This window comes from Pseudochelatococcus sp. (assembly GCF_050946405.1).
In the GTDB taxonomy this organism is placed as follows: Bacteria; Pseudomonadota; Alphaproteobacteria; order Rhizobiales; family Beijerinckiaceae; genus Pseudochelatococcus.
In genome coordinates this window covers 215,772-239,835 of the sequence record NZ_JBMNUS010000004.1, presented here as the reverse complement: position 1 = coordinate 239,835, position 24,064 = coordinate 215,772, and the positions used below count along the sequence as shown (strand labels likewise).

At 66.0% G+C, this 24,064-nt stretch carries 22 protein-coding genes; 8 read left to right on the top strand and 14 right to left on the bottom strand.

Going from position 1 to position 24,064, the window contains the following annotated elements; translation table 11 throughout:
- Positions 1–50: 50 nt before the first annotated feature.
- The 3 genes from ACOYJQ_RS08910 (at position 51) to ACOYJQ_RS08900 (ending at position 3,569) form a co-directional block, all read left to right on the top strand.
- The gene (locus ACOYJQ_RS08910) at positions 51–845 is read left to right on the top strand and encodes an enoyl-CoA hydratase (protein WP_433457758.1); all 795 of its coding nucleotides are present in this window, start codon (positions 51–53) and stop codon (positions 843–845) included.
- Between the two features lie 147 nt (positions 846–992).
- A complete protein-coding gene (locus ACOYJQ_RS08905) occupies positions 993–2,408 on the top strand; it encodes a hypothetical protein (RefSeq protein WP_433457756.1) in 1,416 nt (471 codons plus the stop codon).
- Between the two features lie 90 nt (positions 2,409–2,498).
- A complete protein-coding gene (locus ACOYJQ_RS08900) occupies positions 2,499–3,569 on the top strand; it encodes an NADP-dependent oxidoreductase (RefSeq protein ID WP_433457754.1) in 1,071 nt (356 codons plus the stop codon).
- Between the two features lie 70 nt (positions 3,570–3,639).
- Here the strand turns inward: ACOYJQ_RS08900 and maiA are convergent, their stop codons facing one another.
- The 3 genes from maiA to hmgA all read right to left on the bottom strand — a co-directional run bounded on the left by maiA (position 3,640) and on the right by hmgA (position 6,989).
- Positions 3,640–4,323 (bottom strand): maleylacetoacetate isomerase, encoded by a 684-nt coding sequence (maiA, locus tag ACOYJQ_RS08895; RefSeq protein ID WP_433457752.1) that lies wholly within the window; start codon positions 4,321–4,323, stop codon positions 3,640–3,642.
- A 2-nt stretch (positions 4,324–4,325) separates the two neighbouring features.
- Positions 4,326–5,531: a fumarylacetoacetase gene (gene fahA, locus ACOYJQ_RS08890; RefSeq protein WP_433457750.1), complete on the bottom strand. Its 1,206-nt coding sequence runs from the start codon at positions 5,529–5,531 to the stop codon at positions 4,326–4,328.
- An 84-nt stretch (positions 5,532–5,615) separates the two neighbouring features.
- Entirely contained in the window at positions 5,616–6,989 is a 1,374-nt protein-coding gene (gene hmgA / locus ACOYJQ_RS08885) for a homogentisate 1,2-dioxygenase (protein WP_433457748.1), read from the bottom strand.
- 143 nt (positions 6,990–7,132) lie between these two features.
- On the opposite strand from hmgA, the gene ACOYJQ_RS08880 reads away from it, so the two are divergent.
- On the top strand, positions 7,133–7,558 hold the full coding sequence (locus ACOYJQ_RS08880; protein ID WP_433457747.1) for a MarR family winged helix-turn-helix transcriptional regulator: 426 nt from the start codon (positions 7,133–7,135) through the stop codon (positions 7,556–7,558).
- 43 nt (positions 7,559–7,601) lie between these two features.
- Here the strand turns inward: ACOYJQ_RS08880 and ACOYJQ_RS08875 are convergent, their stop codons facing one another.
- The 4 genes from ACOYJQ_RS08875 to ACOYJQ_RS08860 form a co-directional block, all read right to left on the bottom strand.
- Positions 7,602–8,093, bottom strand: coding sequence for a MarR family winged helix-turn-helix transcriptional regulator (locus ACOYJQ_RS08875; protein ID WP_433457745.1), 492 nt, complete (start codon positions 8,091–8,093; stop codon positions 7,602–7,604).
- A gap of 167 nt (positions 8,094–8,260) precedes the next feature.
- Complete coding sequence (locus tag ACOYJQ_RS08870; protein WP_433457743.1) at positions 8,261–9,754, bottom strand: sodium:solute symporter family transporter; 1,494 nt, start codon at positions 9,752–9,754, stop codon at positions 8,261–8,263.
- Between the two features lies 1 nt (position 9,755).
- Positions 9,756–9,971: a hypothetical protein gene (locus tag ACOYJQ_RS08865; RefSeq protein ID WP_433457742.1), complete on the bottom strand. Its 216-nt coding sequence runs from the start codon at positions 9,969–9,971 to the stop codon at positions 9,756–9,758.
- 95 nt (positions 9,972–10,066) lie between these two features.
- Positions 10,067–10,795: a helix-turn-helix transcriptional regulator gene (locus tag ACOYJQ_RS08860; protein ID WP_433457741.1), complete on the bottom strand. Its 729-nt coding sequence runs from the start codon at positions 10,793–10,795 to the stop codon at positions 10,067–10,069.
- A gap of 135 nt (positions 10,796–10,930) precedes the next feature.
- On the opposite strand from ACOYJQ_RS08860, the gene ACOYJQ_RS08855 reads away from it, so the two are divergent.
- From ACOYJQ_RS08855 to ACOYJQ_RS08845, 3 genes are all read left to right on the top strand, one after another.
- Positions 10,931–11,890, top strand: coding sequence for an MBL fold metallo-hydrolase (locus tag ACOYJQ_RS08855; RefSeq protein WP_433457740.1), 960 nt, complete (start codon positions 10,931–10,933; stop codon positions 11,888–11,890).
- A 213-nt stretch (positions 11,891–12,103) separates the two neighbouring features.
- A complete protein-coding gene (locus tag ACOYJQ_RS08850) occupies positions 12,104–13,684 on the top strand; it encodes an FAD-dependent oxidoreductase (protein ID WP_433457738.1) in 1,581 nt (526 codons plus the stop codon).
- Positions 13,672–13,872 (top strand): DUF2783 domain-containing protein, encoded by a 201-nt coding sequence (locus tag ACOYJQ_RS08845; RefSeq protein WP_433457737.1) that lies wholly within the window; start codon positions 13,672–13,674, stop codon positions 13,870–13,872. The genes ACOYJQ_RS08850 and ACOYJQ_RS08845 overlap by 13 nt, the downstream gene beginning before the upstream one ends.
- A 109-nt stretch (positions 13,873–13,981) precedes the next feature.
- Here ACOYJQ_RS08845 and ACOYJQ_RS08840 read toward each other — a convergent pair whose 3' ends face one another.
- From ACOYJQ_RS08840 to ACOYJQ_RS08810, 7 genes are all read right to left on the bottom strand, one after another.
- Complete coding sequence (locus ACOYJQ_RS08840) at positions 13,982–15,151, bottom strand: Gfo/Idh/MocA family protein (RefSeq protein ID WP_433457735.1); 1,170 nt, start codon at positions 15,149–15,151, stop codon at positions 13,982–13,984.
- A gap of 73 nt (positions 15,152–15,224) precedes the next feature.
- Entirely contained in the window at positions 15,225–16,295 is a 1,071-nt protein-coding gene (locus tag ACOYJQ_RS08835) for a sugar phosphate isomerase/epimerase family protein (RefSeq protein ID WP_433457734.1), read from the bottom strand.
- Positions 16,296–16,331: 36 nt separating this feature from the next.
- Positions 16,332–17,540 (bottom strand): MFS transporter, encoded by a 1,209-nt coding sequence (locus ACOYJQ_RS08830; protein ID WP_433457732.1) that lies wholly within the window; start codon positions 17,538–17,540, stop codon positions 16,332–16,334.
- A gap of 24 nt (positions 17,541–17,564) precedes the next feature.
- Complete coding sequence (locus ACOYJQ_RS08825; RefSeq protein WP_433457730.1) at positions 17,565–18,374, bottom strand: SDR family oxidoreductase; 810 nt, start codon at positions 18,372–18,374, stop codon at positions 17,565–17,567.
- Complete coding sequence (iolE, locus tag ACOYJQ_RS08820) at positions 18,371–19,285, bottom strand: myo-inosose-2 dehydratase (RefSeq protein ID WP_433457729.1); 915 nt, start codon at positions 19,283–19,285, stop codon at positions 18,371–18,373. The genes ACOYJQ_RS08825 and iolE overlap by 4 nt, the downstream gene beginning before the upstream one ends.
- 75 nt (positions 19,286–19,360) lie before the next feature.
- Positions 19,361–21,202, bottom strand: coding sequence for a 3D-(3,5/4)-trihydroxycyclohexane-1,2-dione acylhydrolase (decyclizing) (iolD, locus tag ACOYJQ_RS08815; RefSeq protein ID WP_433457728.1), 1,842 nt, complete (start codon positions 21,200–21,202; stop codon positions 19,361–19,363).
- A gap of 150 nt (positions 21,203–21,352) precedes the next feature.
- The gene (locus tag ACOYJQ_RS08810) at positions 21,353–22,267 is read right to left on the bottom strand and encodes a MurR/RpiR family transcriptional regulator (protein WP_433457727.1); all 915 of its coding nucleotides are present in this window, start codon (positions 22,265–22,267) and stop codon (positions 21,353–21,355) included.
- Positions 22,268–22,619: 352 nt separating this feature from the next.
- Between ACOYJQ_RS08810 and ACOYJQ_RS08805 the strand changes: the two genes are divergently transcribed.
- Positions 22,620–24,053: an NAD-dependent succinate-semialdehyde dehydrogenase gene (locus ACOYJQ_RS08805; protein ID WP_433457725.1), complete on the top strand. Its 1,434-nt coding sequence runs from the start codon at positions 22,620–22,622 to the stop codon at positions 24,051–24,053.
- Positions 24,054–24,064 lie beyond the last annotated feature (11 nt).

Sequence of the window (24,064 nt, the reverse complement as noted above, 5' to 3'; positions counted from 1 at the left end):
AGCGCGGATCGCGATCCGAAGAGATCATTTCGCCACAGGAACGGTATCAAATGACAGATGTGCTTTTGCGTGAGCGGCAGGACGGCCTGCTCATCCTGACCATGAACCGGCCGGACCGCCGCAACGCGCTGGACGCCGATCTCGCCCGGTCGCTGTGCGACGCAACCGCCGCCGCCGCCGAAGACCCTTCGGTGCGCGCCGTTCTGCTGCGCGGCGCGGGCGGTCATTTCTGCGTCGGCGGTGATGTGAAGGCCATGAACGACGGCAAGGGGATGGATCTCCCCACGGAGGAGCGCATGCGCTCTCTGCGCGCGCGCATGGAAACGTCGCGCCATCTGCATCAGATGCCCAAGCCCACCATCGCGGCCATCGAGGGATCGGTGGCCGGCGCCGGGCTGTCGCTGGCGCTCGCCTGCGATTTCCGCATCTGCGCCGAAGACGCCAAGATCGCCACCGCCTTCGCGAAGGTCGCGCTGTCCGGCGACTTCGGCGGCACCTATTTCCTGTCGCAGATGCTCGGCTCGGCCAAGGCGCGCGAGCTTTTCCTGCTCTCGCCGGTGGTGTCCGGCAAGGAGGCCGCCGCTCTCGGTCTCGTCACCCGCGCGGTTGCTTCCGGGCAGGTGATGGAGGAAGCTTTCGCCCTGGGCCGGCGCCTCGCCGCCGGACCGACGCTGACGCTCGGCCGGATCAAGCAGAATCTCGCTCTGGCCGAAGCGGGCGGCAGCCTTGAGGCCTGCTTCGATCAGGAAGCGCGCAACCATGTCCTGTCGACGGAGACCGGCGATCATCGGGAAGCGGCGGCTGCCTTCGTGGAAAAGCGCCAGCCGAGTTTCATCGGGGCTTGATCCGGCCGAAGGAAGGCCATACGGAGGCGGCGGTCGCCGGCGCTATCGCGGAAAATCCGGGCCTCCGCCGTTTCCGCGAATGTGCGCCTCCGGGAGATCTGCACGAGGTTTCAGGCCGTGAACATCGATCAACCGGACGGCGCTTCCATGACGAAGCGCGCAGGCGGCGCGCGCGTGCGGGCCGCCGCATCCCTGTGCATGCTGCTGCTGCTGCCGGGAGCCGACGCGCGAGCCCTGTTCGGATGGGATGGCGGAGCGATCGTCGCCGCGGTGTTTCTGGCCGCCTATCTGATCCTGTGCTGGGGGCGCCTCATGCGCGTCGTCCGTGCCCTGCTGCTCGTATGCGCCGGGCTTGCGGCGCTGACCCTGTTCAGGGACGGCGACGGGCAGACGTTGATCCGCGCCCTGGGGCCGACCACGCTGCTGCCCGCATTCCTGGCGATGCTCGGGTTGCTGCGGGCGGCGGCGGGCGCATCGCAGACGACGTTTCTGGCGGGAAGGCTGCTCGTCAACCAGCCGCCGGCGCGCCGCTATGCGTCGCTCACGCTCGGCGGGCATATCTTCGGCATTCTCCTGAACATCGGCGGCTTCGCCCTGCTCATCGACATGACGCGGCGCGCCAACACGCTGGAGGCGGGCAACGGCAACCCGGCCGTCGTCGAATGGCGGCGGCGGCGCATGACGCTGGCGGTGATACGCGGCTTCGCCTGCATCGCGCTCTGGTCTCCGCTGGGGCTCGCGCTCAATCTGCTGCTGGCGGCGGCGCCGCAGGTGGCGTGGATCGACGTCGCGCCCTATGGCCTGGCGGCGGCGCTCGGCTTCGGCCTGCTCGGGATGCTGTTCGATCATCTCGAAAGCCCGCGCGCCCCGCCCGCCGCCGTGCGCGCGCCGGACCCGGAGGGAGGCGGGGCGCTGCTCTGGTTGCTGGGCCACATCGTGGCCCTGTCGGGCCTGACGATGATCGTGGAGACCGTCACGCATCTGCCGTTTCAGGCCATCCTGATCAATGTCGTGCCGCTTTACGCGTTCTGCTGGCTGCTGGCCATCGGCGGCCGGCGAAACGCCGGCGTGCCGCCGCTGCGTTTCGCGTTCCGCGTCCTGCGCAACGACGGGGTTGGCCGCTGGCCGGATTACGCCAACGAGGTCGGCATCTTTTCCGTCTCGGGGCTGCTCGGCATCCTTGCCGCCGATCTGGTGCCGCGCGAATTCGTCGAGCAGGTGTTCGCCGTGGCAGCGCTGCCGCCCGGCGTCGTTCTGGCGGGGTTGGCGTCGAGCGTGATCGTTCTGGGCCTCATCGGCATCAACCCGATCATCTCGATCTCGATCCTGGCCACGACCGTGGCCGGCGCCGCGCCGCCCGGCCTGCCGCCGGAGGCGGTCGTGCTCGCGCTTGCCGGCGGGTGGGCCTGCGTCGTCGGCGCGGCGCCGATGGGGTCGATGCTCGTCATCGCCGGCAACGCGATCGGCCGTTCGCCGATGGAGATCGGCCTGCGCTGGAACGGCCGTTTCACGCTGGCGGCGAGCCTGATCTGTGTGACGATCCTTCTGCTCGCGCCGATATAACCTGTGCGGCGCGGGGCGTGCGTCGACCGGTGAAGAAATCGACGCGCCCGCAGTACATCCGCGTTTTCGTGCCGACGAAGGGAGAGGACCATGGCCATCAATACCCGCATCCTGCTTGCCGCGCGCCCGGACGGGCCGCCGAAACCGGACGATTTCAGGATAGAAGACGCTCCCGTGCCCGAGCCGGCCGAGGGCGAGATCCTGCTGAAAATATTGTATCTGTCGCTCGATCCCTACATGCGCGGGCGCATGAGCGCCGCGAAATCCTATGCCGCTCCGGTCGAGATCGGCGCGGTGATGGAGGGCGGCACCGTGGCGCGTGTCGAGAAATCCCGGCATCCGCATTATGCTGAAGGCGATATCGTGCTGTCGCATTCCGGCTGGCAGAGTTACGCGCTTTCCGACGGCAGGGGCCTGAGAAAGCTCGATCCCGCCGTCGCGCCCGTCAGCACCGCGCTCGGCGTTCTCGGCATGCCCGGCTTCACGGCCTGGTCCGGGCTTTTGATCATCGGCCAGCCGAAACCGGGTGAAACAGTGGTGGTTGCCGCCGCGAGCGGCGCTGTCGGATCGGTCGTGGGACAGATTGCCCGCATCAGGGGCGCACGCACTGTCGGCATCGCCGGCGGCGAGGAGAAATGCGCCTGGGTGCGGGATGAACTCGGCTTCGACGCCGCCGTCGATCACCGCGCCCCCGATTTCGAGCGGCAGCTTGCCGCCGCCTGCCCGGACGGCATCGACGTCTATTTCGAGAATGTCGGCGGCAAGGTGTGGGACGCGGTGTTCCCGCTGCTCAACACTTATGCGCGCGTGCCGGTCTGCGGGCTGATTTCAGCCTACAACGCGCGGCCGGGCGAGAACGGCGGGCAGGATCGGTTGCCGGGTTTCTTTCGCGCCGTTCTCACACGCAGCCTGCAAGTGCGCGGTTTCATCCAGCGCGAGTTCGCCGACCGTTTCCCGGAGTTCCACCGCGAGGCGGCGCACTGGATCGCCTCCGGGCAACTGCGTTACCGGGAGGATATCGTGGATGGTCTTGCCAATGCGCCGCAATCATTCATCGGTCTGCTGGAGGGCAGGAACTTCGGCAAGCTTCTCATTCGCGTCTCGCATGAGGGCGGCATCCAGAGCGGCGTGCATTCAATTGGAATCGTCACGCCGCTCTAAATTCTATATTTTACCGCAACTTGCATTCAATTCGATGGATCGGTTTGAACGCAAACTGCTCTAGCTGCGCTCAGGTGTCGCCGGGGCCCGCCGAGCTCCGTTCCGGCGCGGCGGCCTGAAATTCGGGGAGCTTTGCGCAGTTTCCGGCAATGGTCGAGACGCGTGGCAAATGACGATACTCCACCCCCCAGCGCTCGGCGTTGTAAAGCTGCGGGATGAGCGCGCAATCGGCCATTCCGGGTGTCGAGCCGTGGCAGAACGCACCCGTATAACCGGGGTAGCGCAGCAGCTTCTCCACGGCCTCGAGCCCGGCGGCGATGTTCTCGCGGTTCCAGGCCGCCCGCGCTTCGGCCCCGGCCAGCGCCTCGATCCTGGAAAGGACGCGCAGGTTCGAGACCGGATGGATGTCGCAGGCGATGGCGAGCGCCACGGCGCGCACATGGGAGCGCGCCGCCGGATCGGCGGGCAGCAGGGCGGGGAGGGGCCGGGTGTCGTCCAGATATTCGATGATCGCCAGCGATTGCGTCAGCACCTTGCCGTCGATCTCCAGCGCCGGAACCAGACCCTGAGGGTTCAGCGCCAGATGGTCGGCGCTTCGTTGCGCGCCCGCCACCAGATCGACCGGCACGCGCTCATAAGCGACCCGTTTCAGCTCCAGCGCGATCCGTACCCGATAGGATGCGGAGGAGCGCCAGTAATCATGCAGGATAACGCGGCCGCCTGCGGGACCGATCCCCGGCTCGGATCGGGACATGCTCATTCCCTCGCGGGCAGGATCTTGCCGGTGCAAGGGCCGAAGCCGATGCAATAGCCATCGCCATGGGCGCGGGCGAAGAGGCCGATCTCATCGCCATCCTCGATAAAGGTGCGTGTCTCGCCGTTGACATCGACCGGATTCCGGCCCGCCTGCGTCATTTCCAGAAGCGCCCCGGTTTGATCGAGGCTTGGCCCGGAGATCGTGCCCGACCCCAGCAGATCGCCCACCCGCATGGGGCAGCCCGATTCGGTATGGTGCGCCAGTTGTTGGGCGCTGGAGTAGTACATTACATTGTAATTCGTGCGGCCCATGACCTGGCCGTTCATGGTCCAGCCGATTTCCAGATCGTAGAGGCCGGGGCGCTGCTCCTGCAAATAGGGCAGCAGCGGCGTATCGCGCTCGGCGCCGGCGCAGCGGAACGGCTCCAACGCGGCCCGGGTCACGATCCACGGGCCGATGGTCGTGCCGAGCGCCTTGGACTGGAACGGCCCCAGCGGCTGATACTCCCATGCCTGGATGTCGCGCGCCGACCAGTCGTTCAGCAGCACATAGCCGAAGATCATCTCCTCGGCCCGCTCGACGCTGACGCGCTCGCCCATGCGGCTATCGGCGCCGACAACGGCGCCGAGTTCGAGCTCCAGATCAAGCCGGCGGCAGGCGACCCATTCCGGGCCGTGTTCGCCTTTTACCTGCCCCATCGGCCGGCGGATCGGCGCGCCCGACACGACGATCGAAGAGGCACGCCCGTTATAACCGATAGGCATATGCGTCCATTGCGGCGGCAGCGCGTTCTCGGGGCCGCGAAACAGCACGCCCACGTTGAAAGCGTGGTTTCTGGAGGCATAGAAATCCGTGAACTCCGTCACCCGGATGGGCAGGTGCAAGGTGGCGTCCGCCATGGCCACCAGCGGTACATCCTCGCCCGCTCCCTCGGCCAGCAGCGCCGTCAGTCGCGCGCGCACCGCGTTCCATCGCTCCCGCCCCAGCGCGATAAACTCGTTCAGCCGCGGCTGCGAGAAGGCTCCGCCCCCGTCAAGCAGGCCCCGCGCCTCGCATTCGGCGAGATCGACGATCATGTCGCCGATGGCCGCCCCGCAACGCGCCGCACCGCCCGCGACCGAAAACACCCCGTAGGGCAGGTTGTTCAGGGGAAAAGGACAATCAGCCCCGTTGGCGCTTTCCACCCTGGACCGGATCAGGGCCATTCCCGTCTCCTGTTCTTTCTCGATGAATATTGCATGAGATCCCGGGGGAAGGAGGATAAACTTCCCGCCGGGCGACGGGACGTGTCACTTGACGCCGGGCGTGCCGTCGAACTTCTTTTCAAGCCGGTTCCATACCTCGATGTATTCCTCCTGCATCGGCGCCTCGCGCGCGGCGAATTCGGTGAGATGCTGCGGGAAACGGGTCTCGAACATGAAGCTCATGGTCTCATCCAGCTTTTCGGGCTTGAGCTCGCCGTTCGAGGCGCCCTCGAAGGCGTCCCTGTCGGGGCCGTGCGGCAGCATGCAGTTGTGCAGACTGATCCCGCCCGGCGCAAAACCCTGCGGCTTGGCGTCGTAGACGCCGTAGATGTTGCCCATCAGCTCCGACATGATGTTCTTGTGATACCAGGGCGGCCGGAAGCTGTGCTCTGCCACCAGCCAGCGTTCGCGGAACAGCACGAAGTCGATGTTCGCCGTCCCCTCCTGCCCGGAGGGCGCGGTCAGCACGGTAAAGATCGAAGGATCGGGGTGGTCGAACAGGATCGCGCCCACCGGAGAATAGGTCCGCAGGTCGTATTTATAGGCGCAGTAGTTGCCGTGCCAGGCGACGACATCCAGCGGGGAATGGTCGATCCAGGTCTCATGGAACTGGCCGCACCATTTGATCACGACGCGCGAACGCACTTCGCGGTCCTCGAAGGCGGCCACGGGGCATTTGAAATCGCGCGGGTTGGCCAGACAGTTCGCGCCGATCGGCCCACGGCCGGGCAAGTCGAACTTCTGTCCGTAGTTTTCGCAAACGAAGCCGCGCGCCGGCCCCTCCAGAACCTCGACGCGATAGACCAGACCGCGCGGGATCAGCGCGATCTCCCTGGGTTCGAGATCGATGATGCCGAGCTCGGTCGCAAAGCGCAGCCGCCCCTCCTGCGGCACGATCAGCAACTCGCTGTCGGCCGAGAAGAAATACTCGTCCTGCATGGAGCGCGTGACCAGATAGACATGGCTCGCCATGCCGACCTGGATATTCACGTCGCCCGCCGTGGTCATCGTGCGCATGCCGGTGATCCAGGTGAGATCCTCGTCGGCCGCGGGCAGCGGAACGGGATCCCAGCGGTATTGACCCAGGCTCATGATGTTCTGCCGGTTCGGGTCATGGGGCAGGATGTTCGGCGCGGTTTTCCAGTAAGGCACGTCGACCGGCGAGAAACGGCCGGTGTGGTGCACCGAGGGGCGGATGCGGTAGCACCAGGTCCGCTCGTTCTGGCCGCGCGGCGCGGTGAAGGCCGTGCCGGAAAGCTGTTCGGCATAAAGGCCGTAGTTGCATTTTTGCGGGCTGTTCTGTCCTTGCGGCAGGGCGCCCGGCAGGGCCTCGGTTTCGAAATCGTTGCCGAAGCCGGGCATGTAACCTTCTACCGTGCCGGTGGTGACGGTAGCGCGGATCATCTCGTGTTTCGTCATCGGGGCCTCCTCCCGGGTATCGTTGCGTTTGCAATGAAAATAACGTTGCTTTAGCAACGATGTCAATCGCGATTTGTGCCGTCGGCGTTTTTTAATGTGATTGCAACGATTATGTGATGATTTGGCCGCATCGGGAGAAACGAATGGCCTTCGATCTGGATGGATTCCTGCCTTATCGGCTGAGTGTTGCGGCTGCGCAGGTCAGCCGCCGGTTTGCCGAGCGCTACGCGGTGGAAGCCGGGCTCAGCATGCCGGAATGGCGGGTGCTGGCCCATCTGAACAACTCCGGCCCGGTCAGCGTGCGTGACATCAACACCCGGGTCAATCTGGACAAGTCGTTGGTCAGCAGGGCGGCGACACGGCTTGAGCAGGCGGGGCTCCTGCGCAAATCCAGCCATGAGACGGACCACCGGCTGGTGGCGCTGGAACTGACCGGAGCCGGGCAGGAGCTGATGTGCCGCCTGGGCCGCATCGCGGAGGAGTATCAGGCCGAGCTTGTGGCGGAACTGGGCGAGGACGCGGAGCGGTTCAGCCGGGCGTTGACCCGCCTGTGCGCGCAATCGCGCTGATGGAAAGCGCGCGACGCCGATGACCGTTGCGGCCGGCGGCTGATTATTTCCTTGCCGGCGCCGGCTCGTCCAATGTCGATTTGGAGCCGGACCGATCCGGCTCATTCTGAAAACTTCCGACCGCCTTGCCCAGCGCGGCGATGCCGCGTTCCAGCGCTGCGCGATCCTCCTCGGGCATGGCGCGCAACACCGCGCTCGCCCGCGCCTCCACCGCGTCGAAGGCGCGGTTGAACAGGTCGCGCCCCTTCTCGGTGATGACGTAGTCGCGCAGTCGCCGGTCCTCGTCGCGAACCGAGCGAATGATCAGCCCTTTCGCTTCGAGCCGCGAGGCGGCGCGGCTGACCTGCACCTTGTCGAGCGACGTGCGTGCGGACAGTTGCAGCGAATCCAGCATGCGGGCGTCCTCAAGCAGAAACAGCAATCGCCATTCCTCGCGCGAAAGACCGTGCTCGGCGCCGTAAACCTTGACGAGCTGACGCGAGAATGCCTCGGCCGTAACCGCGAGGCGATAGGGAAAGAAGGTTTCTAGGCTCATTCCGCCACTACAGGATAAGACATTTCGAATGAAACAATCTGCTTCGGCCTGATGCGGGAATCAAGTCTTCGCCTTTCCTGTCCGCATCGGGCATCCCCGTCGTCGTGATTCAAGGGCGCGCGGCCGGATGGCCGGGACGGGAGCCCGGCCATCGTTTCGCTCCGGCTTCAGCCGGCGGCGGGGACGGCCTTGGGTTCGGTCGTCAGCGAAACCGCGATGGCGACCGCAAAGGCCAGAGGCACTGTCACGAGCGTCGGATAGTCCGAGGGGAAGACCGCGGCGCTGTTGCCGAAAACCTTGACCCACACCGAAGGGCTGAGGATGATCAGCGTAACCGACGAGACAAGCCCCGCGAAACCGCCTGCCAACGCGCCCGCCGCCGTCGTGCGCTTCCAGTAAAGCGCCAGGATCAGAACCGGGAAGTTGGTCGAGGCGGCGATGGCAAACACCAGCGCGGCGAGGAAGGCCACGTTCTCGTGCTGGAACAGGATTGCCAGCAACACCGCCGCCATCGAGATCGCAACCGTCGCGAGGCGGAAGATCAGCACTTCGGTCTTGTCCGAGACCGGCTTGCCGCGCAGGGTGTTGACAAGATCGTGCGAGCTTGCCGAAGCCGCTGAAATCGTCAGGCCCGCGACCACCGCGAGAATGGTTGCGAAGGCGATGCCGGACATGATCCCGAAGAAGGGCAGGCCCCCCAACGCGGTCGCGAGATGCAGCACCGCCATGTTGCCGCCGCCGATGATGCCCTTGCCGTCGGGCGTCTGATAGGCCGGATCGCCCATCACCAGCGCGATCGCGCCGGGGCCGATGATGGCGAAGAGCGCCATGAACACCAGTCCGATGATCCAGACCGCGACGACGATGGATTTGCGCGCGGCGGCTTCGTCCGGCACGGTAAAGAAGCGGATCAGCAGATGCGGCAGGCCGAGGATGCCCAACGACTGCCCGACCGCGAAGGAGAGCGCCGAGAACATGTCCATGTGAAGCCCGCCCGGCGCGAACACCTTGCCGCCCAGCGCGTGCAGCTCAGCGACGCGGGCGTAGAGCGCCCCCGGCCCGCCAACATGGCTCAACACCAGCAGGCTCATCCCCGCCACCGAGGCGACGAGCAGCACCGCCTTGACGATCTGCACCCAGGTCGCAGCCAGCATTCCGCCAAAGGCGACGTAGATCGTGACGAGAACGCCGGTGGTCAGAACGGCGGAAGTGAAGCTGAGGCCGAAGAGCACCGAGATCAGCGTGCCCGCGCCCACCATCTGCGCGATCAGGTAGATCAGGGCGATGGCAATCGAGCTGGTCGCCGCGAAGAGCCGCATCCGGTCGTCGCCCAGCTTGGCGACCATGACATCGCCGATGGTGAACCGCCCGAGCCGCCGCAACGGGCCGGCGATCAGCAGAAGCATCAGCGCAAAGCCCACGAGCGGGCAGATGTAATAGAGCGCCGTGTCGGCGCCGGCTGCGAAGAACAGCGCCGTCGTGCCGAGCAGCGTGGTGGCCGAGAGGAAATCGCCCGCGATGGCCAGACCGTTCTGGCCGCCGCTGATCTCACCCCCGGCGGTATAGAGCGCGGCCTTGCTTTGCCCGCGCCGCGCCGCCCAGACGGTAATCGCCAGGGTGACGATGATGGTGGCGAAAAAACTGATGATACTCGCCGACATCTCAGGCCTCCATCCGCGCGCTGAAGGCGGAATTCGATTGAGCCAGCAGGATGAACAGCAGAAGATAGGCCGGGATCACCACGATGGCGGCCGGAACGCCCAGCCAGTCGCCGGAGAGAAATTCCATCAGCGCCGGACGAGCGGCGACGATCGGGGTAGGCAGGAACAGCAACGCGATCAGCAGAACGCGTGCCCAGGGACGCGGGGCTTTCGACAAAATGAACTCCTCCCAGGATTGTTTCATATGAAATGAATTTGCCTTCCCGGGGATGGTCTGTCTGTCCGCAGCCCTATGGACAGGGGATCGTGATTTCAGGAGAGGACCGCGGCCAGAAGGTCGTTTGACTTGTTCAGCCCGAGCTTCTGGTAGGCGCGCTGGCGATAGGTCAGCACGGTGCCCACGCTCAACGTCAGATCTTCGCCGATCTGCCGCGCGGTTTCGCCGGTGAGTGTGCGGGCACAGACCTCGCGTTCGCGCGCGGTAAGGTTGGGGTGGGCCTGTGCCAGACGCTTCACGACCTCTTGCAGCAGCGGCGGCTGCGTCTGTGTGATTCGCGTCAGCCCCGTGATCGCGAGCTGCGCCAGCGCCGAAAGCCGGGTCATGTCCGGCTCGGCGTCGCCGTGACGCTGATAGAACGTCACCACGAGGTCGTAATCGGACTTGCGCCAGCCGAAACAGATTTTCTCGACGAATCGGGGGCGCTCGAAACAGAGTTTGCGATACTCGCCGAGTTCGATCGCACGGGCCGGTATCCGAATGACGAAGCCGTTGCCCGGTTGCGCGCTCTTTCGCGCCTTCGCGGCCGGATCGCTGCGGTGAAAGCGGCGGGTATAGGCGCCGGCGCGCTCGCTCACATCTCCAAGCCCGCTGGTCGAGGCCAGCACCTGCGGCGCCCCCGGGCCGATGCGGTAGGCGAACAGTTCCTCCACGCCGGAGATGCTGTGGGCGATGTCGAGAAGGCGCGAGGCGAAGAGGCCGTTTTCACGTGCATCAAGCAGGTTCGACCCCAGATCGGGGTCGATCAGACCGACCGAAGTCATTGATTTCCTCCTGTCCTGGGCGCCGCGATCGCTTTCTGGATGCTGTCATTAGGTCTGCTGACTGACGGGCCCGGATCGTTTCATTAGAAATGATTTACAGGCAAGTTTCTTCAAATGGCAAGAGAAAGAGCGGCAATGAGCAAACCTTTCGCGTCCTCGGCCGATACCGGGTCGAAAACCGACACGCTGGAGATTCTCGGGGAGGGCGTCTACGCACTGACCGCGGAGGGCGACCCGAACGTGGGCGCCGTCGAGGGCGAGGATTTCGTCGTCGCCATCGAATCGCGCGCTACGCCCGCCGCTTCGCGCGACTGGCTGAAGATCCTGCGTGAGCAGACGACGAAGCCGGTGCGCTATCTCATCCTGACCCACTATCACGCCGTGCGGGTTCTGGGCGCCAGCGCTTTCGAGGCGCAGGATATCGTCATGTCGACAGCCAGCCGCGATCTCATCGCCGAGCGCGGCGAGCAGGACTGGAAAAGCGAGTTCGGCCGTATGCCGCGACTGGCGAAAAATGCCGAGGAAGTCCCCGGCCTGACCTGGCCCACCATCACTTTCGACCGGGAATACGACATCGAGCTCGGCGGCGACCGCGGCCGGCTGGAACTGCGCTTTCTGGGGCGCGGCCACACGGGTGGCGACATCGTCGTATGGCACGACAGGACGCGCACGCTCTATGCCGGCGACCTGGTCGAGTCGAAGGCCGCGCTTTACACCGGAGACGCCTATAACTTCGATTGGGCCACCCGGACGCTGGATAACGTCAAGGCCTATCGCGCCGAAAATCTCATCGGCGGACGCGGGGCGGTGTCGCGCGGAATCGCGCAGACGGACGCGGCGGTCGAACAGACCCGCAAGTTCCTGAACGGCATGATCGAGAACGTCGGCCGTGTCCACAAGGCTGGCGGCGACCTCAGAGAAGCGTTCGAGGCCACGCGCGATGCGCTCGGTCCCGAGTTCGGAGCCTGGCCGATCTTCGAGCATTGTTTGCCCTTCGACGTGCAACGGCTCTGGGACGAGTTTGACGGGGTTGAACATCCGCGGATCTGGACGGCCGAGCGCGACCGCGAAGTCTGGGCGAAGCTTCAAGGCTAGCGTGGTTTGCGTTCAAGCCGATTTATCGATTTGAACGCAAGTTGATGTAAAATATAGAATTTGGAGCGGCGTAACGATTACTCTCGAATGCACGCCGCTCTAAAAACGTTTCGATCGAATGGATTCATTTGATCGGCAATAATTCGCTCGAATTCGACGAATGAAACCGGTTTTCGATCGGCTGCGGCCGCAAAAGGCGTGAGAGGAAAAACGATGGCGAATGTGCAAGGCATTCCTGTCTACAAGGAGATGGGCGCCAGTCCGACGCCGCAGGGGACGCAGGATGGCACCCGCGTGGTAATCGTGGGCGCGGGTCCGGTGGGCCTCGCCATGGCGTTGGACCTCGGCCGGCGCGGGCATGAGGTGACGGTGCTGAACCGTCTGGATTTCGTGGCGCATTGCTCCAAGGCGATCTGCTTTTCCAAGCGGTCGCTTGACATCCTGGATCGGCTGGGGGTCTGCGATCCCGCGGTGGAAAAGGGCGTCACCTGGAATGTCGGCAAGGTATTCTGGGGTGCGGGCGACGATCCGATCTATCAATTCGACATGCTGCCGGTGAAGGGGCAGAAGCGCCCCGGCTTCATCAACATTCAACAGTATTACATCGAAGAGTACCTGCTGAACGGATGTCGGGCGCTACCCAACGTCGATATTCGCTGGGGGCATCGTGTCGATGCGGTCTCTTCTTTGAATGACGGGGCCGAGCTTTCGGTCTCGACCGAAACCGGCGGCTATACGTTGCGCGCGGAATGGCTGATCGCCTGCGACGGCTCGCGCTCGACGGTGCGGGAGAAGCTGGGACTGGATTTCGAGGGCCGCGTCTTCGAGGATAACTTCCTGATCGCCGACATCCGCATGAAGCACGAGATGCCGTCCGAACGCTGGTTCTGGTTCGATCCGCCCTTCAATCCGGGCAAGTCGGCCCTGATGCACAAACAGCCCGACGATGTGTGGCGGCTGGACTTCCAGCTTGGCTGGAACATCGACCGCGAGGCCGCGATACGTCCCGAGAACGTCGAGCCCTTTATCCGCGCCATGCTGGGCGAGGGGGTCGATTTCGAGCGTGAATGGTATTCCGTCTATACCTTTCAATGCCGCCGCATGGCGCGCTTCGTTCATGGGCGGATCATCTTCGCCGGAGATGCGGCGCATCTCGTCTCTCCCTTCGGGGCGCGTGGCTGCAACGGCGGCTTCGCCGATATCGACAATCTCGGTTGGAAGCTGGATCTGGTGCTGCGCGGCGAGGCCGACGACAGCCTGATCGAGACCTATAACGACGAGGCCGTCGCGACGGCGGACGAGAACATCCTGAACTCGACCCGCTCGACCGATTTCCTGACGCCGAAATCGACCGCCAGTCAGGCGCTGCGCGACGCGGTGCTGGAATTGGCGCAGGATCACGCTTTCGCGCGGCCGTTCGTCAATTCCGGGCGGCTGTCCACGCCTGTCGCCTATCCGGCAAGCAGCCTGTCCACGCCCGATCGCGACGAGTGGCGGGAAGGCGCGGCGCCCGGAACGCCGGTGCTGGATGCGCCCCATGCCGGCGGCTGGCTGCTGGAACGGATCGGCGGGGATTTCGTATTGCTGGCGCGAGACTGGCATCACGAACTGCCGCGGGGCGTGCGGCTGGTCGAGGTCGACGGCCTCGCCGCCGAGCGTCTGGGGCTGACCGGGGGCGCCGCCGCGCTGGTGCGCCCCGATCAGTATGTCGCCGCGCGCTGGAAATCCGCAAGCCCGGCCGATATCGAGGCCGCGCTGGCGCGCGCCAAGGGAGGAACGGCATGCCTGCACTGAACCTGACGTCCGCGCTGAAAGAGCATGACGAGATCTACGAACAGCTCGTTCGCATGCATGAGGGCCTCTCGGAGCAGGAAAGCCTGAAGCTCTGGGCCAGATTCGCGCTCATCCTCATCAATCATATCGGTGATCGTGATGTCGTCGACGAGGCGATCCGGCTTGCGCGGTCGCACGCTGCTTCATAACGGTCTCCGGAGCAATTTGCGTTCAGGCCGATCCATCGAATTGAACGCAAATTGCGGTAAAATGTGAAAATGAGCGCGGGATGGCGATTCAGCCTGATCACGTCCCGCTCTAGGTGAAGGCCGGCTTCAGCCACCGGGCGGAGAGGTGACTGTCGACCACCGCATCGACAAAGGCGACGCCCTTGAGCCCATCGGCGGAAGTGGGAATGGAGGCGGGATCGTGGGCGGGCGTGCGCCCCTCGATATGGGCGCGGATGGCCTCCGCATAGCCCGTGTAGAGGTTCGCGAAAGCCTCGATGTAGCCCTCCGGGTGGCCGGGCGGCGTGCGGGCGCGGGTTTTCGCGTCGAGCGCGAGGTCGTCCCGCCCGCGCTTGATGATGGCGGGCGCGCCGCCGAGCGGCGTGAACGCCAGTTCGTTCGGCTGCTCCTGCTGCCACGTCAGGCTTGCCTTTTCGCCATAGACGCGCAGGCGCAGGCTGTTCGACTGGCCGATGGCCACCTGCGAGGCCCAGAGCAGGCCGCGCGCGCCGCCCTCGTAGCGCAGCAGCACATGGGCGTTGTCGTCCAGCGCGCGCCCTGCAACGAAAGTTGCAAGGTCCGCGAACAGCGACTCGACCTTCAACCCGGTCACGAAGCCGGCCAGATGATAGGCGTGGGTGCCGATGTCGCCGATGGCGCCGCCGCGGCCGGATTTCTTCGGGTCCGTCCGCCACGCCGCTTGCGCGTTGCCTTGCAGTTCGATGCCGGTCGCCATCCACTCGAGCGGATATTCCACCTGCACGACGCGGATCGCGCCGAGTTCACCCGCCGCCACGAGCGCGCGCGCCTGGTGAATGGCGGGATAGCCGCTGTACGTGTAGGTCACGCCGACGAAGAGGCCCGTGGACCGCGCGCGTTCGTGCAGGGCCACGGCATCGTCGAGCGTGGTCGTCATCGGCTTCTCGCAGATGACGTGAAAGCCCGCATCGAGCAACGCGGCGGCGATGGGGAAATGGGTATGGTTCGGCGTGCAGATCGCCACCACGTCGACCCGGTCCGCGCGTGCGATCTCGCCGGCGATGAGGGCGTGCACGTCGTCGTAGGAGCGGTCGGGGGCGATGTGGTTGGCGGCGGCGAAGCGGTGGCCGCGCCCGGCATCGGCGTCGAAAGCGCCGGCGACGAGGTCGTAGTGGTTGTCGAGGCGCGCGGCGTAGCGGTGGATGCCGCCGATATAGGCCCCTTCGCCGCCGCCGATCATGCCGAGGCGCAGGCGGCGGGATGGTGTGGTTGCTGATGTCATGGGCGGGCTCCGGGTATGCTCGCAGGCCAAGCGTGGCTCACAGGCCAAGCGTGGCTTACAGGCCAAGCGTGGCTTACAGGCCAAGCGTGGCTTGCAGGCCAAGAATCTGGCGGTTGACGGCGCGGTCGGCGTCGGCCTTCACGAAGTCGTCGAAAGGCCGTTCCGCGACGCGGATGATGTGGTCGCGGATGAACCGCGCGCCTTCCCGCGCGCCGTCTTCCGGGTGCTTCAGCGCGCATTCCCACTCCAGCACGGCCCAGCCGTCGAAGTCGTAGGCCGCGAGCTTGGCGAAGATGGCGGCGAAGTCGACCTGCCCGTCGCCGGGCGAGCGGAACCGGCCGGCGCGCGAGATCCACGGCTGGTAGCCGCCATACGCGCCGGTCTTGCCGGTGGGACGGAATTCCGCGTCCTTGACGTGAAAGGTGCGGATGCGCTCATGGTAATGATCGATATAGGCGAGGTAATCGATGGATTGCAGCACGAGATGGCTCGGATCGTACATGATGTTGCAGCGGGCGTGGTTGTCGACGCGGGCCAGAAACATCTCGAAGGTCAGGCCGTCGTGGAGATCTTCGGTCGGGTGGATCTCGTAGCACAGGTCGACGCCCTCGGCGTCGAAATGGTCGAGAACGGGCCGCCACCGCCGCGCCAGCTCGTCGAAGCCCTCCGCGATCAGGCCGTCCGGCCATTGCGGATAGGGGTAGAGATAGGGCCACAGCAGCGTGCCGCTGAAAGTGACGTGCCGGTCGAGTCCGAAGCGGCGCGAGGCGGTGGCCGCGAGGTGCAGTTGCCGCACGGCCCATTCCTGCCGCGCGGCCGGGTTGCGATGGACCGCCGCGGGCGCGAAGGAATCGGCGGGCAGATCGAACGCCGGATGAAGCGCCACGAGCTGCCCCTGAAGATGGCTCGCAAGCTCCGTCACCACGAGGCCGTGGCGGGCGAGCGTTCCCGTGATTTCATCGACATAATCCTGGCTGTCGGCGGCCCGCTCCAGATCGATGACCCGGCTGTCCCAGGTGGGGATCTGCACGCCGGCGAAGCCTTTTTCGGCCGCCCAGCCGGCCAGGCCGTCCAACGTATTGAACGGAGGATCGTCTGCGGCGAACTGGGCCAGAAAGACACCGGGACCTTTCAACGTGCGCATCGGCGAACTCCTCGACATGATGCAATTGGACATGATTCAGTTTGCAGGGCGGTATGACGGCCGTCGCTGCGCCGCGCCGCAGATCGCGGCCCCGATGAAGGCGGCGATGCAGCCGCCGAGAAAGACCGTGGCCTCGTCGCCCACGAGGATCAGCACGCCGAGCACGGGGCCGGCGAACCCGAGCGCCAGATCCTGAAAGGCGGCGAACGCGCCGAGCGCCGTGCCCCTGTCCTGAGGGCTCACGCCCTTGAGCGCCTCGATCGCCAGGGAAGGAAAGATCAGCGAGCAGCCGAGCCCGGTGATCGCCGCGCCCGCAAGCGCGACGGCGGGCGAGGGAGAAAGCCACAGCACCAGTTGCCCCACGGCTTCCACGGCGAGGGAGATGCCGGCGACGCGCATGCCGCCGAGCCGGTCGGGCAGGTGCCCGACGACGAGCCGCGCGCAGGCGAAGGCGGTGCCGAAGGCCGTCAGCGCCAGCCCCCCGCCGGACCAGCCCCGCGCCGCGAACATCAGCGAGGCGAAGGTGGTGAGCGCGGCGAACCCGAGGCCCGCCAGCCCGAGCAGCGAACCGGGAAAGCGGATGCGGGCCACGATTCCGGGAAGCGGCTGCCGCTCCCCGCCGGCCGGCGGCACCGCAGCGAGCGGCAGCGCCACGATCAGCGCGAGGACGGGGGCGCATGCCGCCGCCGCAGCGAGCGCGGCGAAGCCCGATGTCTCGAAAAGCGCCACGCCGAGCGGCGCGCCGGCCGCCAGCGCGCTGTACTGGGCGACGCCGTTCCAGGATATCGCCTGCGCGGCGCGTCCCGGCCCCGCGCGGCCCACGGCCCATGTGAGGATGCCCGTGATGACGAGGCTCTCGCTCACGCCGAGCACAATGCGCCCCGCCAGCAGGATCGTCAACGCGAGAACCGGCGTGGCGGTTGCGGCCGCGCTGGCGAGAGCGACCACATTGGCGGCCGCGGCGAGGCAGATGCCCAACAGGAAGATCGGCTTCGTGCCGGCGCGATCCGCCGCGCGCCCCGCCCACGGGCGCGCGGCGAGATTGGCCAGCGGTTGCAGGCCGACGGCCAGGCCCGCCACCACCGTGCCGAAGCCCAGCTCCTCATGCACGAGGATGGCGACGACCGGCAAAGGCATGCTGACGGCAAGGTAGGCGCAGAACATCGCGACGCACAGCGGCGCGAGACGGCGCGCCGCCGCCGGCTCGGCCGGAGCCCGGGCGATATCCTGTTCGGCGTTCGGCATCGCGGTGGCTTCCGTGAAGTGCGTTCAGAGCGGTGCGGCGGGCGCGGGCGCGGAATCGTAGGCCGCCCAGATCGATTGATCGTAGTTGACCACCGAACCCGTCATCAGGCCGGATTCCGCGCTGGACAGGAAGGCGACCGCGCGGGCCACCTCCTTCGGGTCGATCAGCCGGCCGAAGGGCTGCGCGGCGGCGGCCGCGTCCAGCCAGTTCTCTTCGGCCCCGTGATATTCGCGCTGGATGCGGTCTTCGCCATCGGAGGCCATCCAGCCGATGTTGAGAGCGTTGACGCGGATACGGTTGCGCAGCACCGCATAGGCCGTGTTGCGCGTCAGCGTCGCCAGCGCGCCCTTCGAGCTGCAATAGGCGGCGATGAAGGGCTGGCCGGCTTCCGCCGACATGGAGCAGATGTTGACGACGGTGCCTTCCGTCTTTTCCCGGCGCATCAGCTTGAGCGTCTCCTGAATCAGGAAGAACGGTCCACGCACGTTGACGGCGAACATGGCGTCGAACAGCTCCGGCGAGGTATCGAGGATCGTGCCCCGATCGGTGAGCGCCGCCGCGTTGACGAGCGCGTCGACACGGCCGAATTCGCTGTCGGCGCGATGAATGACGCTGCGGCAGTCCTCGACGTTGCCGAGATCGGCCTGCTGAAACACCACGCGCGCGCCGCTGCGCTCGGCGATGGCCTGCGCCTGCGCCTCGCCCTTGTCGCGCGAGCGGCCGCAGATGACGATGCCGGCCGCGCCCCGCGCGGCGAAGAGGGAAGCGATGGCCGCGCCAAGCCCCTGCGTGCCGCCGGTGACGACGGCGATCTTGCCTTCAAGCGTGCTCATGCTGCATGTCCTTCTATCGTGTAGCCGGCGTCGACGAGTGCGCGCGACAGGGCGTCGTAGCCCTTGACGGCATATTCGGCGGGTGGCGCCTTGGCGGGGTCCTGCTCGGCCTCCACCACGAACCAGCCCTCATAGCCGGTACCGGCGATGCGCTTGACGATGGCGCCGAAATCGAGCGAGCCGTCGCCCGGAACGGTGAACGCCCCCTTGAGCACGGCGTCGAGGAAGGAATCGCGGTCGCGGTCGAGACCGTCGATGATCGGCGCGCGGATATCCTTGGCGTGGACGTGAACGATGCGGCTGCCGTGCTTCTCGATCACGCGCAGCACATCGCCGCCCGCGAACGCGAGGTGCCCGGCATCATAGAGCAGGCCGACCGCCTCGCCGGTGTGGCGCAACAGCAGGTCGATGTCGTGCTCGGATTCGATGGCCGTGCCCATGTGGTGATGGAAGGCGAGTGGCACGCCCGCCTCGGCGCAATGCTCGGCGAAGCGGGTGAGCCGGTGGCCGTAGACGCGGATTTCATCCTCGGACAGCCGGCGGCGGGTGTTCAGGGGCGCATTGCGCTTGTTCTGGATCGTGCCCGCCGTCTCGCCATAGGCGAGGCATGCGGCGCCGAGCGCGCTGAACAGGGCGAGCTGGCCGGCGACCTTGTCCTTTTCCGCCGCGAGATCGTCGGGCGCGTCGAGGACCGTGCCGGAATACCAGCCCGAGGCGAGTTGCAGGTTGTGGGAAGTCAGCTCCCGGCGCAGGTCCGCGATGGCCGTGGGAAATTTGCCGCCGGTCTCGACGCCGGAAAATCCGGCCGCGCGGCTTTCCCGCAGGCAGGTTTCAAGGGGAGTATCGCCGCCGAGTTCGGGGAGGTCGTCGTTCGACCACGCGATCGGGGCAATGGCAAGCTTGGCTTTCATGCGTGCGACTCCTCTGTCCGGCACCGCGCGACGGCGGCCGGAGCAGTTGCAGGATGGAAAACGAGGGGTTGGGCGTCAGACGCCGACGCGCTGCTTCCTGCGCGCATCGAGTTGCTGCCGCGAGGCTTCGCGGACGCTCTCGCGTTCGCTGACCTGCGGCACGCCGACATCCCACCAGGCATCTCCCGGCGTCCAGGTAAAGGCGTCGGAGACGATGGTGAGCACGGTCGTGCGGTCCGTGGTCTTCGCCCATGCGACGGCCTCGCCGAGTTCCGCGAGGCTCTCGACATGGCGCGTCAGCGCCCCCATGGAGCGCGCGTGCGCCGCGAAGTCGACGGGGAACTGGTCCCTTACGCGGCAATCCTTGATCAGATTGTTGAACGACGCGCCCCCCTTGGCGTTCTGGAGGCGGTTGATGACGGCATAGCCGCCGTTGTCGCAGACGATGAGAATGAACTTGTGTCCGGCCAGCACCGACGAATAGATTTCGGAGTTCATCATCATGTACGTGCCGTCGCCGATCATGACGATGGGCGTGCGGGTGGCGTCGGCCATGGCCGCGCCCCAGCCTGCGGCAATCTCGTAGCCCATGCAGGAGAAGCCGAACTCGCAGTCGAAGGTGTTGGGCGTCTTCACACGCCAGTTCTTCACGACTTCACCCGGCAGGCCGCCCGCCGCCGTGATCAGGAGATCGCGCTCGCCCGCATGGGCGTTGACCACGCCGACGACCTGCGCATAGGTCGGCACCGGCTCGTTGTTCGGTCGCTGGTAGGTGTCGAGCGCCTCGTTCCAGCGGGCGAATTCCGCGCGGCCCTTCCGCGTCCAGCCGGCCTCCGCCGTCCAGTCGCCGAGGGCGGCGTCGAGTTCGGAGACAGTCTCCAGCGCATCGCCGACGACAGCGAGCGCCCGGTGCTTGGTCGCGTCCCAGCGCGCCGCGTTGATCGACAGGAAGCGCGCTTCCGGCGCGAAGACGGACCACGATCCGGTGACGAAATCCATCAGCCGCGTGCCCACCGCGATCACGACATCGGCCTCCGCCGCCAGCGCGTTGGCGGATGTCGAGCCCAGGATGCCGATGGGGCCGACATGGACGGGATCATCGTGGACGACGGCGCCCTTGCCGGCGATGGTTTCGGACAGCGGAATGCCGCGCTTGTGCGCGAAATCCGCCAGCGCCCGCTCCGCGCCCGAATAGCGCACGCCGCCGCCCGAGATGATCAGGGGGCGCCGCGCCGATTGCAGCAGCGCAACGGCTTCGGCGAGGCGCTCCCGGTCCGGCCGGGGGCGGGGAATGGCGTGGATCGTCTCCTCGAAGAAGGCTTGCGGATAGTCCCAGGCGATTTCCTGCACGTCCTGCGGCAGGGCGATGAAGGCGGGGCCGCAATCGGCGGGGTCGAGCATCGCCGCCACCGCCTGCGGCAGCGAGGAAATGATCTGCTCGGGATGGGTGATGCGGTCCCAGTAGCGGCTCACGGCCTTGAAGGCGTCGTTGACGTTGATCGTGGGATTGCCGAAATGCTCGACCTGCTGCATCACCGGGTCGGGACGGCGGTTGACGAACGTGTCGCCGGCAAGCAGCAGCACCGGCAGGCGGTTGGCGTGGGCGAGGCCCGCCGCCGTCACCATGTTGAGCGCGCCCGGGCCGATGGAGGCCGTCGCGACCATGATCTGCCGCCGGCGCTTCGCCTTGGCGAAACCGATCGCGGCCAGCGCCATCGCCTGCTCGTTTTGCGCCCGCCAGGTGGGCAGCCTGTCCTGCACCGCCTCCAGCGCCTCCGACAGGCAGGTGACGTTGCCGTGGCCGAATATGGCGAAGACGCCGGGAAACAGCGGAACCTTCTCTCCGTCGACAAAAGTTTGCTGCGCACAGAGATAACGCACCAGGGCTTGCGCCACGGTGAGGCGAACCGTTGACATGAAATGGTCCCTCCCAGGACTGTCGGCATTCTCGACTGTCGGCATCCTTGTCGGTGCCTGTGTTATGAAATTTATATTGCTGATATTATGTTTCTGCAACAAAAATTGCAAAAAGGGGCAAAAATTTTGTAATCATTTGGAAAATATGGATTAATTCACTTTCTTGCGCATCATGGTCTCGGTGACGGTGGGAATGCGCGGCGTCTGATCCGTGTTCGGATGGAGCCTGATGGCCGTCGCCGTCGCGATGGACTGAATGAGGCACATCGGCGCCGCCAGCGAGCGGGAAAAAGTATATTCGTCTTCCGCGATCGTAAACAACACCTCGGCATCCTTGGCGAGCGGCGAGAGCTGGCTGTCGGTGAGCGCGATCAGCGGGATGTCGCGCGCGACGGCCGAATCGGCGATGGTCACGACCTCCTTGGCGTAGTGCCTGAAGGCGATGGCGACGAGCACGTCCCGCTGCGTCATCGTCGCCGCCATCTCGGCCGCGAGCCCGCCGGAGGGATCGAGCAACACCACACGCCGGTGCAGCATCGTGAGAAGATAGCGCATGAGCGAGGCGATCGGTTCGGATCGCAGTTGTCCGGCGATGTAGACGGTATCCGCCTCCGCCAGAAGCACCGAAGCCCGTTGCAGGTCATCCGCGCTCACGGTTTCCAGCAGGTCCTGCAAGGCCGCGATGTCCCGCACGACCAGCGCATGAAGATGGCCGACGCTCTCCGTGCCGGAATAGCGCGACAACTCCTCCTCCAGCGCCCGGATGCGCTCCTGGAAACCGGGGGCGGCCGTGGCGATGCGGGTCTGGAACACCGTCTGCATGTGCTTGAAACCCGAAAAGCCGAAATGCTGCGCGAAACGGACGAGGCTCGACGAATGGGTGCCGCATTTGCTCGCCAGCGCATTGATCGATTCGAGCGCGACGCTGTTGGGATTTTGTGTCAGGAAGCGGGCGATTTGCTGAAAACCGGCGGACAGCCGCGGATATTCCTTCGTGATCAGATTGACGACGCCCTCGTAATTGTCGGGCACCGGCCATGTGACGCTCAGTTTCTTTCGGGACATGCATGCTCTCCGGATGTCTCTCGTGACGCACGGTCGGTTGCCGCGCGCCGCATCGATTATTGCAGGAAACGGCTTGACAAGGAAAAATAATTGCTAAATTAATTAAGCAACAATTTTTGTTGCGGATCATTCCGCCGATCCCCCCTGCGTCTGGCGGCCATGGCGGACGGCGCGCGGACACAGGCCCGCCGAGGGTGGAAAATCGTCAAGGATTTCATTGTTTCCCGAGTGTGATTCCGATGCGTCTCGCGACGAGCCCGCATTGAATCTAGCCACACAACAAAGAAACGCAACAAAAGTTGCAACATTGCCGGTCCTGCTACGGATCAATCCCATGGGGGAGGAAGCAGACATGTATGAGAGTTTCGGGCTTTTCATCGGCGGCGGCTGGCGCTCCCGGGGCGGCGGAGGCGTGATCGAGGTGGAAGATCCGGCGACGGCATCCGTTATCGGTTCCGTCCCTTCCGCCGGCGTCGCGGAGGTCGAGGAGGCCATCGATCTCGCGCAGGCCGCGCTGAAGACCTGGCGCGCGACTCCGGGCTGGACGCGGGCGGATGCGCTGCATGCGATCGCCGACCGGATGGTCGCCCGCGCGGAGGAGGCGGCGCGCATCATCACGCTGGAGACGGGCAAGCCGCTGGCCCAGTCGCGGCGCGAATGGGGCCTGTCGACGGACCAGTTCCGCTGGTACGCCGAGGAAGCCCGCCGCATCTACGGCCGCATCGTGGAAAGTCGCGCGCCGGGCGGGCGCATCGAGGTGCTGCACGAGCCCGTGGGCGTCGTGGCCGCTTTCACGGCGTGGAATTTCCCGGCCGTCCTCGTCGCGCGCAAGGTCGCGCCGGCGCTGGCGGCGGGTTGCAGCGTGATCGTGCGCCCGTCCAGCGAAACGCCCGGCAGCGCCATGATCATCGTCGATTGCGTGCGTGAGGCCGGCCTTCCCGCAGGCGTCGTCAGCCTCGTCGCGGGGTCGGTCTCCGCCACCTACGAACCGCTCGTCGCCTCGCCCGTGGTGCGCAAGATCACGCTCACCGGCTCCACCGCCGTCGGCCAGCGGATGATCCGCGACTCGGCGGCGACGGTGAAGCGCGTCAGCATGGAACTCGGCGGCAACGCGCCGCTCGTCGTGTTCGACGACGCCGATTTCGACAAGCTGCTCGATCTCGTGGTGCCGACGAAATATGCCAACGCGGGGCAGGTCTGCGTCAGTCCCGACCGCTTCTACATCCACGAGTCGCTCTACGACCGCTTCGCGGAGGAGTTCGCGCGCCGCGTGGCCGCGTTGAAGCTCGGCCACGGCCTTGAAGAAACGTCCCAGATGGGGCCGATCATCAATCTGCGCCGCCTGGAGGCGATCGAGGGGGTGGTGGCGGACGCGCAGAAACGCGGCGCGCGGCTGCTCGCCGGCGGCAAGCGGCCGCAGAACGGCGGCGGCTACTTCTTCGAACCCACGGTGCTGAAGGATGTGCCGGACGACGCGCAGGCGCTTGCCGAGGAAAACTTCGGCCCGATCGCCGCGATCACGCCTTTCAGCCGGCCGGATGAGGTCTACGAGCGGGCGAACGCGGGCGATTTCGGCCTCGCGGCCTATGTCTTCACGCAGAGCGCGGCGCGGGCGCGAGAAGCGGTGGCCAGTATCGAGTCCGGCATGGTCGGCGTCAACAGCTTCGCGCTGGCGGCGGCCGAGGCGCCGTTCGGCGGCATCAAGCTGAGCGGCATGGGACGGGAAGGCGGCAGCGAGGGAATCCACGATTTCCTGAACGTCAAGCTGTCGCAGGTCGCTTTCTGAGGGGCGCGTTC

Bases quoted from the DNA above. Each gene is read 5' to 3' on its own strand.
- ACOYJQ_RS08845 (WP_433457737.1), top strand. From the start codon at position 13,672: ATGCCTGCACTGAACCTGACGTCCGCGCTGAAAGAGCATGACGAGATC.
- ACOYJQ_RS08905 (WP_433457756.1), top strand. From the start codon at position 993: ATGACGAAGCGCGCAGGCGGCGCGCGCGTGCGGGCCGCCGCATCCCTG.
- ACOYJQ_RS08850 (WP_433457738.1), top strand. From the start codon at position 12,104: ATGGCGAATGTGCAAGGCATTCCTGTCTACAAGGAGATGGGCGCCAGT.
- maiA (WP_433457752.1), bottom strand. From the start codon at position 4,323: ATGTCCCGATCCGAGCCGGGGATCGGTCCCGCAGGCGGCCGCGTTATC.
- hmgA (WP_433457748.1), bottom strand. From the start codon at position 6,989: ATGACGAAACACGAGATGATCCGCGCTACCGTCACCACCGGCACGGTA.
- iolE (WP_433457729.1), bottom strand. From the start codon at position 19,285: ATGAAAGCCAAGCTTGCCATTGCCCCGATCGCGTGGTCGAACGACGAC.
- ACOYJQ_RS08870 (WP_433457743.1), bottom strand. From the start codon at position 9,754: ATGTCGGCGAGTATCATCAGTTTTTTCGCCACCATCATCGTCACCCTG.
- ACOYJQ_RS08900 (WP_433457754.1), top strand. From the start codon at position 2,499: ATGGCCATCAATACCCGCATCCTGCTTGCCGCGCGCCCGGACGGGCCG.
- ACOYJQ_RS08910 (WP_433457758.1), top strand. From the start codon at position 51: ATGACAGATGTGCTTTTGCGTGAGCGGCAGGACGGCCTGCTCATCCTG.
- ACOYJQ_RS08880 (WP_433457747.1), top strand. From the start codon at position 7,133: ATGGCCTTCGATCTGGATGGATTCCTGCCTTATCGGCTGAGTGTTGCG.
- ACOYJQ_RS08835 (WP_433457734.1), bottom strand. From the start codon at position 16,295: ATGCGCACGTTGAAAGGTCCCGGTGTCTTTCTGGCCCAGTTCGCCGCA.
- ACOYJQ_RS08840 (WP_433457735.1), bottom strand. From the start codon at position 15,151: ATGACATCAGCAACCACACCATCCCGCCGCCTGCGCCTCGGCATGATC.
- ACOYJQ_RS08860 (WP_433457741.1), bottom strand. From the start codon at position 10,795: ATGACTTCGGTCGGTCTGATCGACCCCGATCTGGGGTCGAACCTGCTT.
- ACOYJQ_RS08830 (WP_433457732.1), bottom strand. From the start codon at position 17,540: ATGCCGAACGCCGAACAGGATATCGCCCGGGCTCCGGCCGAGCCGGCG.
- iolD (WP_433457728.1), bottom strand. From the start codon at position 21,202: ATGTCAACGGTTCGCCTCACCGTGGCGCAAGCCCTGGTGCGTTATCTC.
- ACOYJQ_RS08855 (WP_433457740.1), top strand. From the start codon at position 10,931: ATGAGCAAACCTTTCGCGTCCTCGGCCGATACCGGGTCGAAAACCGAC.
- ACOYJQ_RS08825 (WP_433457730.1), bottom strand. From the start codon at position 18,374: ATGAGCACGCTTGAAGGCAAGATCGCCGTCGTCACCGGCGGCACGCAG.
- ACOYJQ_RS08810 (WP_433457727.1), bottom strand. From the start codon at position 22,267: ATGTCCCGAAAGAAACTGAGCGTCACATGGCCGGTGCCCGACAATTAC.
- fahA (WP_433457750.1), bottom strand. From the start codon at position 5,531: ATGGCCCTGATCCGGTCCAGGGTGGAAAGCGCCAACGGGGCTGATTGT.
- ACOYJQ_RS08805 (WP_433457725.1), top strand. From the start codon at position 22,620: ATGTATGAGAGTTTCGGGCTTTTCATCGGCGGCGGCTGGCGCTCCCGG.
- ACOYJQ_RS08875 (WP_433457745.1), bottom strand. From the start codon at position 8,093: ATGAGCCTAGAAACCTTCTTTCCCTATCGCCTCGCGGTTACGGCCGAG.